Raw genomic sequence first — 14,227 nt, 5'->3', positions numbered from 1 at the left:
ACCGGACTCACTACAACGTACAGTCCTGGTTTCATTTGCAGGAGTCCATTATGATCGATCCGCTCGCCGAAATGGTGTCACTGTTACAGCCCGGGGCGGCTTATTCCAAACGCGCGCGTGCCAATGGATTATGGCGTGTGCAGCGCAGTGAGACCGGCCAGCCGTTTTACTGCGTGGTGCTGGAGGGGCGCACCCGGCTGGAAATGAAAGGTCATCCTCCGGTTGCGCTTGAGCCGGGGGATTTTGTCCTGATTCCGGCTGCGTGGGAGTTTTGCATGACCAGCGAGCAGCCACCGGCCGCAGATGCGCCTGATTCGATGCCGGAGATGCTTGCGCCGGGCGAAGTGTGGCTTGGCGATCGGCAGCAGCCAGCCGAGGTACAGACGCTGATTGGTTACTGCCAGTTTGCCGCACCCGACGCGGGATTGATTGTCTCGTTACTGCCACAGTTTATTCATGTGCGTGGCGCATCGCGTCTGACCACGCTGGTGCAGCTGGTCAGGGATGAGTGTCGTGCACAGCGTCCGGCACGGCAGATCGTACTGGAACGTTTGCTGGAATTACTGCTGATCGAGGCGCTGCGCGCAATGCCCGCGGCGAATGCATCGCCTGGCGTGATGCGGGGACTGGCCGATGAGCGGCTGGCCGGGGCGATTCGCGCCATCCACGCCATGCCTGCCCATGGCTGGACGGTACCTCAACTGGCGAAACACGCGGCGCTATCGCGCTCGGCGTTTTTCGTACGTTTTCGCGATGCAGTGGGCATGGCGCCGATGGCGTATCTGCTGACGTGGCGCATGGCGCTGGCGAAAAATCTGCTGCGCAGCAGCCGCCTGTCAGTAGCCGACGTGGCTGAACGGGTGGGTTATCGCTCTGCCAGCGCCTTCAGCATCGCTTTCACCCGCTTCACCGGCCAGACGCCGACCGGCTTCGCTGGCGCGGAACGGCGCAGCGAAGCCGCAGAAGCTGAGCCAGCAATCGCCCGGGTAAGTTAACCACGCCCGGAGCAGCGGCCAGCGTAAGACGGGCCGCCATAAAGCGTGCAATGCCGTTCAGTTCAAAAATACCCTGTTAATGCCGGTGCGCATCAATGCGCACCCTACAAAACCGTGCCGTTACCGTTACCCGGCAGGGCCACCATTTATGGTGACTCAAAACATATTATAAAACTGCGCAGTTACCTTGTAGGGTCGCCATTTATGGCGACCAGGGAATACTTGCCTGCGCCACAGACGACCATACAAGACAGCCATAACGCTACAATATCGTTAAGCCGTTTTCACCGGTCAGCCAATCACCGGCTTAGCGTTTCGCCACCTGCTCGCCATCCGGGTTTTTGCCATGCCCGGCAGCAGCCAGCTCGGTATTAAAGTGGGAGACCAGCACCGAAAAAGTTTCCTCTGCTTTCATGCGGTACAGCTGTTCGGACGGATGAATACAGTCGGGTGACATCAGCGACTGCCAGTCTTTCATCTGCAGGATGCGCTGATACTGACGCGCCAGCGGCACCGATTCTGCTTTAGCCAGCGCGTCCAGTTTGGTGACATAAGGTGCAACGTGCCATTTCTCCGCGCGGCCACAAATCGGGTGCGGCTCCTGTAATATCACCTGCTTACCCTCTTCACGGGCAATAGTAATCAGCTGTGTCATCACCTGGGTATATTTATCCGGGCTAACCTGGTAATCCTTTTCTATATCGCGGAAATGGAAATGGCGTGCATCGTTGGTGGCAAAATTCAGCAAAATGATTTTGGCCGGCGATTTCTTCATCTCTTCGCGCCAGCTTTTATTATTCTTGTAGAAATATTTGCCATTTAACAGGTCCATGGCCTGCGATGAGGACGCGCCTTTATTCACTACGCGAATGCCATCGCCATACTTCTCCTGTAGCCACTGGTTAATCAGAGCAATCTCATTGTCTTTAATATAAATTGCGCGCAATTTGCCATTTTCCTTTATCGCCATGGCACCGCGCGTACTGGAACCGCCATAGGCTTCAATAATAAAGTTATTATCGGGCTTGCCGCTTTCGGCGAATGCGTTATTGCACAGACAGGCTGTGGTAATCAGCAAAGTGACGATGCCAGATAGCGCTCGTTGCATAACAAATTTCCGCCTTTTGATACTCAAGGTTACATGGAGAATCGGTTGTTTACCGTAAGCGAATTACCTTAACAGGGGAGATTGCGGGTCAACAATCCGAAAGCACGGTTGTCGGGTGAAAATTAGGTCAACTCTGAGAAAAAAGCCGCTTGCTGAATAAAAGTTATTTAAATTCAATAAGGTAAAAACCAGCCCTGCCTAATAGCCTCCCTTCAGCCAGAAAATCCCGCATTGACGCCTGCTTAAAACATCACGGTCGCTTCAGGACATAACGCAGCTTGATTAGCGAATTTTCGCACTGCGAGTCGAACCGTTAATCCACAACCTGTTGTAAAAGAGTGGGTTTTCGCTGTTTTTCCGGGAGTTAGCTGCGAATAAGCACTGCCTGACGATAACTTTTACCATCAGAACATTCTGGCTTAAGCTTTATGGACATTGCACAGTGACATTCTTTACACTATGGCGAAATTCTGAAACGTTTCTAAACATAATGTATACAGATTAATCCGGTGTTAGCATTCTGACTGAATCATTATGATTGCGTTACAACTCATTTCAGGATGTGCAATGTGAAAACAGAATCCTTTTTATCCAGCCGTAATATTGGCCTGGATCTGCTGCGTGCCGGCCTAATTCTGGAAGGGGTGTTATTACACGCCTCACGGAGTTTACCGGGTGAGAATGGCTGGTATTATGTCGCGCAGCGCGATCCCTCGGAAATATTTACGGCACTGCTGAGCATGGTGCACACCTTCAGGATGGAAGTGTTCTTCTTTCTTTCGGGCATGTTCTCCGCGCTGATTATTTTGCGCAAAGGGCAGAAATTCTTTACGGATAATCGCCGTAAGCGCGTCCTGATTCCGCTGATATCAGCCTATCTGTTTATTCCGCCGCTGATGTATTTTATCGCTGGACAGATGAATAACACCCCGCTGAGCCTCGAAGGCTGGCTAAACAGCTATACCATGATGCACCACCTGTGGTTCCTCGTGTCGCTGTCGGTGATGTCGCTGCTGGTACCCGGCGCGTTTTATCAGTGGAGCGCCCGTCAGTTGGGCAAAATGTCGTTGCCAATGCTGATCGCCACACTGGTGATTCTGGGTAACGCCTGCTTCGTGCTGAAGTTCCTGGTAAAAGGCCGCGGTGAATTTGTCGAGCTCATCCCAGTGACCGCACGCTTCCTCGTCTACTACACCGCCGGTTTTGCGTTATACGTCAACCGCGAGAAAATTGCCCGGTACGCCAACAGTAAACTGATGAATGGCTGGCTGGTGGCCGCGCTGGTGCTGGCGGTGTGGGCCGCCTGCTATGTTGTCGCGCACAACCACATCACCGGGGTGATGAAATATGTGCCGGTGATGCTGGGCAGCGTGCTGTCGGTGATGCTGTCCTACTGGCTGGTGTTTAGCTTCGAACGCATCAACGTGAAAGAGAGTCGCATTCTGACGGCAATTGTGGATTCCGCGCTGATCATCTATTTGCTGCACTATCCGGTGGTGATCATTTTCTCATGGCTGCTGGATGTCTGGTTACCGGATAACCTGTCAGTCCTGTATGTCCTGATCGATTTTGCCCTCGGCATTGCGCTGAGCGCGGTGTGTTACGCTATCGTCAAACGTTCACGCTTCGCCTCATTCATGTTTGGCCTCAAGCCGAAAGATAAAAAGGTGGCGGTGCCGGTCGAAGCGCGACTGTAATTGTCATCATGCCCGGCCGCCACTGGCGTGCCGGGTATTATTTCCCGCCATCTGATTTTTGCCATTTTCTGCATTTTTAGTTCCAGATAATTATCTCAGGCCGTTAGCGCAATTCCTAAAGCTTATCGCCGTCATCACAATTCCTTAAGTCAAACTGGACGTTTTAACCTGATCGCGGTAATACTCATTTCAATGGATTTCCAGCCGTAAGCTATTACGACAATATATTTCGCTTCGCTATTTCCCCGTACTGCGCATTCGCTGTGCGGCATTTGTCTTTTCTCTGGTGAGGAAAATAGTGTGTTTAAATTAAATCCCTTGTTACTAAGCCTGCTTGCTGCGCAGGGCTTAATGCTGCCTGCCACACCGGTATCGGCGGTGGTATTAAAACCTTTCACTCCCGAACGCAACGACAATAAAGTTGGCGCTTATTGCTTATGTAATGGTTCCACCCAGACGCTAAGCGGCGTGCCGCGCTTTACCGTCGGAGAAAGTGGCATGAGCAGCGTCACGCTGGGTGAACTACAAAAGGTTGGGCGTATTATTAATGACAATTTAATCGGCGAGCCCCGCCTGCAACTCGGCGCACAAAATTACGCTATTGGTATTCCGGATGAAGAAACAGGCAGTTATCGTGTCTATCAGGTTTATAATAGTGCGGAAATGATTTCGCCGGCGGAAATTAATGGCGCTACGGTAGTGCCAGATTATTATGATGTGAACGATAAACAATATATTGATGCGCGCGTGGCGACAGTCACCAATGGCCGGTTGAATATCAATATTGGTCAGCAAGGCGCAGCCGCTAACGCCAGCACCAATCGCTGGTCAATGGCTGCCAAACAGAGTCAGTTATTTGCCAGCAGTAATAACGGCCAGATTAACTGGGACAGTAATAACCGTATCCGCTTTACCGCCGCCACGCCGCCGTACGGTGGCGATCGGCTGGCATTTGATGCCGGAGGTGTGGTGACCTACGCCGGTCTGTTTGATGTCACGCTCAAGGATGGCAGCAGCAACGCGTACTACGTCAGTAATCTCAATGAATTGCGTAACTATAACGACTGGCTAATTGACCAGATTAGCGGCGGCAACCTGAGCCCGGAAAGTTATAACGCCGCGCTGAACCAGGCGTTCAGCCTGCGCGACGGTCGTGTGGTTTACCGCATGAGCACCGGCAATTACGATGATGAAGTGGCTGCCGCACTCGGCGATCAGGTGGTGCTGAGCGCCGATGGCGCGAAAGCCAGTGTGAAAATCAATCGCGGCAAAACGCTGGAAGTGGCCAACAGCGCCAGCGCCGTGATGCGCGCCAGCAACGGTGCAACGGCGATTATCGCCGGAAAACTGGCGACCAGTAACGCGCTCTCATCCGAAGCGGGCGCGCTGGAGCTGATCAGCGGCGCGCGCGGTATCAATAATGGTGTCATCAACAGCGGTTTTTTCAACGCCGCCAATGGACGCGGCGTGGCGGAGGATTCTCTCGGCTATGCGGGCACAGCGGTGTCGGCGATTTATGACAGCGAGTTCCGCAACAATGGCGTGCTCAATGTGCATATCGGTGATGCGCCGTGGGGCACCGCCGGCTTATTTCTCGGCAGCAGCAGCGCGGTCAACCACGGTAATATTAACATCGGCATTCACGATGTGGCGAACGGCTCCTCAGCAGCAGCGGTGAGTTTCAGCGGCGAGGGCAGCTTCGTCAACGCGCGCGATGGCACGATTTACCTCGGCCGCACACCGCAAAATCATAAGGGCGACGTCACGCAGGATGTCGCGGTCAGCCTCGGCGGTGGCATCAGCGCCATTTCCGGCCTGCTCGACTCGCGTGCCATCAATGATGGCCGTATTGTTATCGGCTCAAAAGTCGAGAACGCCGTTGGCATGCGCATCGAGGCCGGGCCCAACGCGGTGTCACTGAATAACGGCGTTATCGATGTCAACGGTATGGCGCAGGCGCTACCGCGCGAAAATATCGCCATGCTGGCGATGGATTCCGGCAGCGGCGGCCAGGTGGGCAACCGCGGCACCCTCAATCTGAATGGCTATAACAGCACCGGCCTGAAAGTGATCGCCACGGCGGGCAACCAGGCGCACGCCTTCTCCAGCGGGGCGATCAACGTGGCGGGTGACGCCGACCGCTTTGGCGGCACCAACAATACGGCGGTGTGGGTAACTGGCGAACCGGGCGGTCACGCCAGTGCCGATATCACCGGCCCAATCCGGCTCAGCGGTAAAGCGGGCATCGGGATTCGTGCTGAAGGCCAGGCAACGGTCAACGTTAGTGCCCGCGCCATTCCCACCTCCAGCGGCAGCGACAGCATGCTGGATAGCGGACAGATCAGTTTCTACCGTATCGGCCCGGATGCGCGCATTAATCTGCCGGCCAACGGCCGCTACAGCGCCTCCGTGTGGAACGGCACGATTTTTCGCGTCGAGCAGGGCGCGGATTTTGACGGGCGCGGCCTGACTTTGTCGATGAACAGCCCGTTTGCGACCGGTGTGTACGGCAGCGGTGCCGGCACCGGCATTACTACCCACGGCGCGACGCTGAACATCGCCAGCTTTGCCAGCGGGCTGACCATTACTGATGGCGCCCGCGCTACCATTGATGCCGCAACGCGTATTCACCTCAACGGGTCTGATGCCCGCGTCGCCATCGCTGACGGTAATCGCTATACGCTGCAGGGTAACGTTGTTAACCCTGATACGCAGTTCGACCCGAACACTTTACTGATCAATCAGGCGGCGATAGACGGCCGCGCCAATAACCAGCAGCCGTTTACCGTGATGAATCATGCGCGGCTGGTGAATCGCGGCGCGATCTCCCTGCGGGGTGAAGGCGTAACGGGTATCTACGCGCATTATGGCGCCACGGTCGACAACCGCGGCGATATCAACATTTTACGTAACGGCCGTGCGCTGTTCGCCGATGGTTATCCAGGCACCGGCGACGGCAAAACCCTGACGGAGATTAACAATAGCGGCACGCTTAATCTCTACAGCGGTCAGAGCACCCAGCAAACCACCACCTTCGGTGCGGTCTCGTATCACCAGCTGGGGCGGATTAACCAGAACGGCACGATTAATCTGTACGGCGATAACGTGGTCGGCGCGAAAGCCTTTGCCGGCGGTCGTATTACGCTGGGCGCGAACAGCCGTGTGGTGTTCCACGATGCGCAGCAGATCGGCTATCAGGTTTTTGATCCCGGCTCACGCCTGATCGTCAACGGCAGCCCGATTGATGTCAGCAGTCGTAACTCGACGCTGTATGAAATCCGCAACGGCGCGTGGCTGTACAACCAGGGCTTTGGCAACGTCACGCTGAGCGGCAGGGACAGCACCGGCATCGTGGTCAGCGGGACGGATGCGCTGGTATCCAGCACCGATGTTTATCAGGTCACCGGTAAGGGTGCCACCGTGCTGCGTGCCAGCGATCGCGCGCAGGGGATTATTACCAGCCTAATCGCGCTGAACGGCAAAAACACCCTCGGCGCGCAGGCGACAGGCGATGGCACCGAGGTCTACGCTGCCTCGCTCATCACCGGCACCGGGCGCAACGCCACGGCGTTTGATGTCAGCGGCGACGCGCGCCTGTTTAATCAGCAGCAGGGCGTAGTGGATTTGCGTGGCCGCAACAGTACCGGGGCCCGGGTGCATGATGGCGGTAACTTTATCAACCGCGGCTCGGTTAGCGTCGCCAGCGGCACCGGCGTGGATGTCAGCAGCGGTTATGGCCAGTATGTACCGCTCGACAGCACCTTACGCGTCAATGACGGCACCGCCGCGCTGCGCGTGGGCTCCGGCGGCACGATGAAAATTTACGGCGATGGCCAGGGGGCCAGCACGCTGGCGGCTTACGGCAAAGCCGATGGTTTGCTGCTCGACAGCGGTGCACAGCGCTTTGAAGCCAACGACATCATCATCGGCGCTTACGGCAGCGGCACTGCGCTGAACAATCGCGCCGGCATCAGTGATATTTCGCTGAGTAATGTGCGCTTCGAGGCCAACGGTGGCACCGGCATTCGCTCTGCCACCTCGTTCGATCCGGCGGGCAGCGCGCAGATTCACGTCGGCGCAGGCGGTACCGGCTATCGTTTTGAAAACGCAGATGGATCGACCACGGGCAACGATTTAGTGATTGGCCGCGACTACCGCATTGAAGTCAACGGCAGCGGCACCGGCGTGCGTGCCAACACCCGTGGACGGGTGATCGCTCAGGGCCTGATTGATATCCGCGATGCCGATGGCGGTTCGGCAATTGTCACCCGCAGCGCCAGCCAGGTGGTTAACCAGGGCACCATCCGTTCACAAAGCCGCGTCGCACCGCTTATTGATCTGCGCGGCGGCGAGACGGTGTTTATCAACCAGGGCACGCTGGATGCGCCGTACGCCGATCAGGTGGTAGTGGCGGGCGGCGCGACCCGTGATGTGGTGGCACTGCTGGCGGGCAAAGTCACGGGCGAAGTGAACACCGGCAACGGCAGCGATACGCTGCTGGTTACGGGCGGCACGCTGGATGGCGGCCTGAGTATGGGTGACGGCAGCGCGAATCAGGCGACGGTGCAGGCTATCAGCCTGAACCAGACCCGTCATATCACCAGCGGCGGCGCGGATAGCACGCTGAACCTCAGCCAGCTCAATGCGCGCGGCGGTTCGTTCCGGCAGGACGACCTCACCAAAGGCACCAACCTCGGCGCGGGCTGGAGCACGCTGAACTTCATCGATACGCAGTGGACGCTGAGCGACAACATTAAACTGGCGCACAGCACCATTAATATCGATGCCGGGTCCACGCTGTTCGCCGGCGATGGCGTTAACGCGCGGCTGCAGGGGGCCAGCAATGATTCGCTGGTAGTGAATAATGCAGGCACGCTCGACCTGACCAACGGTGGCAATGTGGCGGCAAATACCCTGACCATCGAAGGTAGTCTGGCCTCCGCGCAGGGCCGCCTGAAACTCAATTCGACAGCCACCCACAGCGACGTGCTGCTTGTTAACGGTAACGCCAGCGGGACGACCTGGGTGGATGACCGCCTGCAGGGCGGCGGGCTGCTGGACAGCAATCGTGACAACGTTATTGCCGCTAGCGAAGGCGTTTCGCTGGCGCAGGTGATCGGCAGCGCCAGTGCCGACAGCTTCAGGCTGAGCAATGGCTATGTGGCAGCCGGGCCGTGGCAGTATGGCCTGTACAGCTTTGCACCGGGCAGCAGCGCAGGCGGCAACGTATGGGACTATCGTCTGGCAAACAATTTCATCTGCAGCGATGGCTCGCTGTGCCAGCCGCAGGCGGGCAGTGCGGTTAAGGCGGTGCGTCCGGCGGTTACGCCGCAGGTACCGTCCTGGATCTCCGCACCGGTCGGGCTGGCGTACTACTCGCTGGCAGTCACTGACGATCTGCATAAGCGTCTCGGCGAACTGCGCCAGCAGCCGGCAGACAACGCAGAGATGTTTATCCGCTACCTCGGTTCGGATTTGCAGTATCGAAGCAATCGCGGCCTGGACGCCTGGGGTTATGACTTCGACCTCAACTACAGCGCCGTACAGCTCGGCGGCAATTTGCTGCGCGCCGATGGCGCTGAAGATAGCGTACGCGGCGGCGTTGCCTATACGCGCGGTAACACGCGCATTCGCCCGCATGCCGCTGACGGTTACAGCTCCACCAGCTTTGATAGCGATACGTTGTCACTTTATGGCACCTGGCTGCGCAGCAGTGGCTGGTATGTTGATGGTTCGCTGAGCTGGAGCGGCTACCGTGGCGAAACCGACATTGCGCGGCAGAAAGCGGTCGCTAAACCTAAAGGGCACGGCTGGACGGCGTCAGTCGAGTCTGGCTATCCGCTGATGCTGGCGGGTGATGTGCGCCTGGAACCGCAGGCACAGGTTAGCTGGCTGCGTATGAACATGGACAGTTTTACCGATGCTGACGGCGCGCGCGTCTCCTATAACGATTACGATCAAACCATTGGCCGGCTCGGCGCACGCGTGGCGCGCAGCTGGCAGGACAGCAGTCAGAACCAGTACACGCCGTATCTGCGCGCTAACTACTATCGTGGCTGGGGCGGAACGGCGCAGGTCAGGGTCGGCGCCAGCGACAGCGACCTGAGCCAGAGCTTCAGCAGCGGCAAATTTGGCCAGATGTGGGACGTCGGCCTCGGCGGCACGGCGACGCTGATCAACAACGTGGCGCTGTATGCCGAGGCGGATTACCGCAAAGAGATTGCCGGCAACGGCGTCAAAGGCTGGCGCTACAATGCCGGGGTGCGCTGGTCGTTTTGATCGCTTAAACGTGCAATTACAGGCGGCGCTGTGATGCGGCGTCGAACAGCATCGCACGTTCGCTGTCCAGCGTGACCGGTAAAATATCACCGGCACGCGCGCCGGAACGCTGGGTGGTAAACAGCATCAGCGGGTGGCCAAACAGTGAACCGTGAATCAGTTCGGACAAGCCGGTCGGCTCCACCAGCGACACTTCAAGGGGCAACGCATTCTGCTCACCCGGCTGCGCCAGGCTGATGTTTTCCGGACGGATGCCGTAAATGACGTCGCGGCCAGCGGCCTGTGCTGCCCAGTGCGTATTCAGGGGCAACTGAGCGATGTCGCTGATACGCACGCCGCTGGGGGTCATCACGCCGTTGATAAAATTCATCGACGGTGATCCGATAAAACTGGCGACAAATTTATTGGCCGGTGTGTCGTACAGCTCCAGTGGTGTGCCCACCTGCTGAATGACGCCGTGGTTGAGCACCACGATGCGGTCCGCCAGCGTCATGGCCTCAACCTGATCGTGGGTAACATAAACGATGGTGTTGTTCATTTGCTGATGCAGTTTTTTGATCTCCACGCGCATCTGGCCGCGCAGCTGCGCATCGAGGTTGGAAAGTGGCTCATCAAACAGAAACACCTGCGGCTGACGCACAATGGCGCGGCCCATCGCCACGCGCTGACGTTGTCCACCCGACAGCTCTTTTGGCCGGCGATCAAGCAGGTGTGTCAGGCTGAGAATCTCCGCCGCTCGCCGGACTTTCTCCTCAATCTCAGCACGCGGTCGTTTCTGAATTTCAAGGCTGAAGCCCATATTGCGCGCGACCGTCAGATGCGGATAGAGCGCGTAGCTCTGGAACACCATCGAAATATCGCGGTCTTTCGGCGCCACCTCGTTCATCAGCTGACTGCCGATATGGATATTGCCGCCCGTCGCTAACTCCAGGCCGGCAATGGTGCGCAGCAGGGTGGATTTACCACAGCCGGACGGGCCGACCAGCACCACGAACTCACCATCTTTAATGGTCAGATTGATGTCGCGCAGAACCTCAACGTTGCCATAGCGCTTTTCAATCTGCGCCAGCGTAATTTCAGCCATTATTTACCCCTTAACCGCACCGGCGGTGAGTCCCTGAACCAGGTAGCGTTGAATGAAAGCGAAGAACAGACAGGCTGGAATTAACGCCAGCACGGCGGCAGCCATCATTTCGCCCCACGAAACGGCGAATTTGGAGACGAAACTGAGCAGCCCGACCGGAAAGGTCATAACTTCGTTTTTGTTGATTAACATCAGTGAGAACAGCAACTCACTCCACGCGGCGGTGAAAACAAAGCCGAGCGTCGCTGCCATGCCGGGCAGCGTCAGCGGCATCAGCACGCGGTACAGCGCCTGAAAGCGGGTGCAGCCTTCCAGCATGGCGGACTCTTCGAGATCTTTCGGGATGGCATCAAAAAATGACTGCATCAGGAAGGTGGCGAACGGGACATTGAAGGCGCTGTAAATCAGAATCAGCCCCAGCAGACTATTCGTCAGTCCCAGCGGGGCCATCACCCGGTAAATCGGCGCAATGATCATCACCAGCGGAAACATCTGCGTAAACAGCAGCAGGGCCGCCATCACCATCTTGCCGCGAAACTGAAAGCGGGAAAAGGCATAGCCGGCACCCGCAGCAATCAAGGTGGTGAGCGCGGCAGTGCTGCAGGAGACAATGAGACTGTTAATAAAAAACGTGGGGAAATCACTGTCGGTCAATACCTTCGCAAAGTGGCTCAGGGTGAAACCGCCAGGTAACAGCGTCACGCCCTGACTGAACAGTAACCTGTCCGGCGTGACGGCAATTTTAATGATCCAGTACAACGGAAACAGCGCAAACAGCAAATAGGCGGCGATGCTGAGACGATGACCGATCAACGGTAACAGGCGCATGCAGACTCCTTACTTAAGTAACTGATGGCGGATGCGCAGCAATACCAGCGCATAGCAGGTCATCAGCAGTAACAGACACACCGCCATCGCCGAGGCATAACCAAAATCCAGTTTGCGATAAGCGGTGGTGAAGATGTAACTGGAAAGAATCGAGGTTGAACCGGCCGGACCGCCGTCGGTCATCACCACAATTAAATCGGCAAAGTTAGCGATCCAGATGGTACGCAGCATCACGGTAATGGCGATCATCGGGGCGAGAAACGGCAGGGTAACCCGGCGAAACTGCTGCCAGCCGCTGGCACCGTCAATGGCTGCTGCTTCATACAAATCTTTGGGAATCGATTGCAGCGCCGCCAGTAAAGTGATGGCAAAAAACGGGATGCCGAACCAGACGTTAGCAATCACCGGCCCCCACATCGCCAGTTGCGGATCGGAAAGAATATTGTAGGGTTCGCTGAGAATGCCCACGTCGCTGAGCCACTGTGGCAGCGGACCCACGACCGGGTTGAGCAGCCAGGACCAGGTCAGGCCGGAAAGAAATGCCGGCACCGCCCACGGTAAAAACACCAGCGCCTGCACCCAGCGGCGAAAGCGAAACTCGCGGTTAAGCAGCAGCGCCAGCGCGAGGCCGAAAAAGAACTGCAGCAGCAGTGAACTCAGCGTCCAGTTCAGGGTATGGCCGAGTGCGCGAAAGAAGCGGCGATCGTCGAGCATCTGCGCAAAGTTCGCCCAGCCAACCCAGCCGCTCTCCAGCGGATTGAGCAGGTTCATGCTCTGAAAAGCGTAAGAAATGCCGATCGCCATTGGCACGAAGATGAACAGGGCGATCAGCAACAGGCCCGGTGACAGATACCACCATGGCTCAGCAAGCCGGGTCCAGCGCCAGCGGCGGCGCGCCGGGCTGGCAGGAAGAGAGATTTCAGGCATCATTTCAGGGCTCCGGTTTACACGAGATTACTGGCTGGCGAGCCAGGCTTTTTGCTCTTTACTCAGATAGCTGGCCCAGTCCTGCACCATATCTTTGGTGTCGTTTTCGCCCAGTAACGTCTCCTGGCTGCTCTCTTTCACGATCACTGAATTGAAATAGCCCCAGCCTTTAAGGTGGGTCGGCATGGTGAGCGGCACATAATTTGGATCGTTCAGCTCCTTAAACCAGCCGGCAAACTGCGGCGTCTGATAGAACGGGTCCTGTTCCGCACCTTTATAGATGGGTAGGGTGCCGACAAACTTCGCCCACGCCAGGTTGTTGGTTTTATTACTGAGGAAGGTAATCAGCGGCCAGGCGACATCGTTTTGTTTACCCTGTTTGAACATCGCCCAGCCGGTATAGCCGATGGTCGGGAAAGCTTTACCGGACGGTCCGACCGGCATGGGCGCCACAGCAAAATCCTCAGCCGCCATGCTATTTTTAATCGCGATCAGCGCGTCCGGATCCTGATCGAGCATGGCGCATTTGCCGGAATAAAAGCCCGAGACAATCTCGTTAAAGCCCCAGTTCACGCTGTCTTTAGGTGCGCCACCTTGCTGATACAAATCGACCAGCAGTTGTGCCCCCTTTATCGCCCCCGGCTGGGTTAAAGTACTGTTGCCGTCTTTATCAAAGAAGGCAGGCGAACCGTTCATCGCCGCCATAAACATCATCCACGCATTGGTTCCCCCCACGCCGCCGCGCATGCAGTAGCCGCTGATACCTTTACCTGACTGACTAATACGCTTCGCGTCGCTGGCAAACTCTTCCATGGTTTTCGGCGGCTCACTCAGTCCTGCCTGCTTAAACAGCTTCTTATTCCAGAACAGCGCCCGCAGGTAAAAACCGTACGGCACCATGGTGGCTTTGCCGTTCGCGGCCCGCGCCATTGCCAGCGTTTTGTCAGTCAGCTGAGCGCTTTCAGGCCAGCTTTTCAGGCGGGGTTCAAGATCTTCCAGCATATTGTTGCTGGCGTATAAGCCTTGCCAGGTATCGGGCATCTCCACCACATCCGGAACCTGTCCGCTCTGTAACATGGTGCCCAGTTTTTCAAATGCCTGACCCCACGGCAGCGAAATCAGCTCAATCTCGGTACCGGGATGCTGGGTCTTATATTCGTCGAGCATTTTTTGCAGAAGCGCGGTACGTGGCGGGCTGGTAATAACTTCCACCACGGTGAGTTTTGCGGCGAGGCTGCAAAAGGCGCTGCCTAAACCCACGGCGAGTACCAGGGCTTTCAGGGCGAAACGTGTTGTCATGGCTGTTTCT

At 56.9% G+C, this 14,227-nt stretch carries 8 protein-coding genes; 3 read left to right on the top strand and 5 right to left on the bottom strand.

The window, feature by feature from the left end:
* The first annotated feature begins 50 nt into the window (after positions 1 to 50).
* Positions 51 to 995: an AraC family transcriptional regulator gene (locus tag F3J41_RS06875; RefSeq protein WP_166710389.1), complete on the top strand. Its 945-nt coding sequence runs from the start codon at positions 51 to 53 to the stop codon at positions 993 to 995.
* A gap of 307 nt (positions 996 to 1,302) precedes the next feature.
* Here the strand turns inward: F3J41_RS06875 and F3J41_RS06870 are convergent, their stop codons facing one another.
* Entirely contained in the window at positions 1,303 to 2,103 is an 801-nt protein-coding gene (locus F3J41_RS06870; protein WP_166710387.1) for an SGNH/GDSL hydrolase family protein, read from the bottom strand.
* Between the two features lie 569 nt (positions 2,104 to 2,672).
* Here F3J41_RS06870 and F3J41_RS06865 point away from each other — a divergent pair.
* Together F3J41_RS06865 and F3J41_RS06860 are read left to right on the top strand one after the other, a co-directional pair.
* Entirely contained in the window at positions 2,673 to 3,800 is a 1,128-nt protein-coding gene (locus F3J41_RS06865; protein WP_058759114.1) for an acyltransferase family protein, read from the top strand.
* Positions 3,801 to 4,100: 300 nt separating this feature from the next.
* The gene (locus F3J41_RS06860; RefSeq protein WP_166710385.1) at positions 4,101 to 10,079 is read left to right on the top strand and encodes an autotransporter outer membrane beta-barrel domain-containing protein; all 5,979 of its coding nucleotides are present in this window, start codon (positions 4,101 to 4,103) and stop codon (positions 10,077 to 10,079) included.
* A 16-nt stretch (positions 10,080 to 10,095) separates the two neighbouring features.
* Here F3J41_RS06860 and F3J41_RS06855 read toward each other — a convergent pair whose 3' ends face one another.
* From F3J41_RS06855 to F3J41_RS06840, 4 genes are read right to left on the bottom strand one after another with little or no spacing between them, the layout of a single operon-like run.
* Positions 10,096 to 11,163: an ABC transporter ATP-binding protein gene (locus F3J41_RS06855; protein WP_166710383.1), complete on the bottom strand. Its 1,068-nt coding sequence runs from the start codon at positions 11,161 to 11,163 to the stop codon at positions 10,096 to 10,098.
* A gap of 3 nt (positions 11,164 to 11,166) precedes the next feature.
* Positions 11,167 to 11,991 (bottom strand): carbohydrate ABC transporter permease, encoded by an 825-nt coding sequence (locus F3J41_RS06850; RefSeq protein WP_104187407.1) that lies wholly within the window; start codon positions 11,989 to 11,991, stop codon positions 11,167 to 11,169.
* Between the two features lie 9 nt (positions 11,992 to 12,000).
* Entirely contained in the window at positions 12,001 to 12,921 is a 921-nt protein-coding gene (locus F3J41_RS06845; RefSeq protein WP_058759118.1) for a carbohydrate ABC transporter permease, read from the bottom strand.
* Between the two features lie 24 nt (positions 12,922 to 12,945).
* The gene (locus F3J41_RS06840) at positions 12,946 to 14,217 is read right to left on the bottom strand and encodes a sugar ABC transporter substrate-binding protein (protein ID WP_058781512.1); all 1,272 of its coding nucleotides are present in this window, start codon (positions 14,215 to 14,217) and stop codon (positions 12,946 to 12,948) included.
* Positions 14,218 to 14,227 lie beyond the last annotated feature (10 nt).

The organism is Pantoea sp. Ap-870 (assembly GCF_011752515.1).
Lineage (GTDB): Bacteria > Pseudomonadota > Gammaproteobacteria > Enterobacterales > Enterobacteriaceae > Pantoea > Pantoea dispersa.
This window is presented reverse-complemented; position numbering and strand designations above follow the sequence as displayed.

Excerpts from the sequence above, each read along its gene's own strand:
- F3J41_RS06845 (WP_058759118.1), bottom strand. The coding sequence starts at position 12,921 with ATGATGCCTGAAATCTCTCTTCCTGCCAGCCCGGCGCGCCGCCGCTGG.
- F3J41_RS06850 (WP_104187407.1), bottom strand. The coding sequence starts at position 11,991 with ATGCGCCTGTTACCGTTGATCGGTCATCGTCTCAGCATCGCCGCCTAT.
- F3J41_RS06840 (WP_058781512.1), bottom strand. The coding sequence starts at position 14,217 with ATGACAACACGTTTCGCCCTGAAAGCCCTGGTACTCGCCGTGGGTTTA.
- F3J41_RS06855 (WP_166710383.1), bottom strand. The coding sequence starts at position 11,163 with ATGGCTGAAATTACGCTGGCGCAGATTGAAAAGCGCTATGGCAACGTT.
- F3J41_RS06870 (WP_166710387.1), bottom strand. The coding sequence starts at position 2,103 with ATGCAACGAGCGCTATCTGGCATCGTCACTTTGCTGATTACCACAGCC.
- F3J41_RS06875 (WP_166710389.1), top strand. The coding sequence starts at position 51 with ATGATCGATCCGCTCGCCGAAATGGTGTCACTGTTACAGCCCGGGGCG.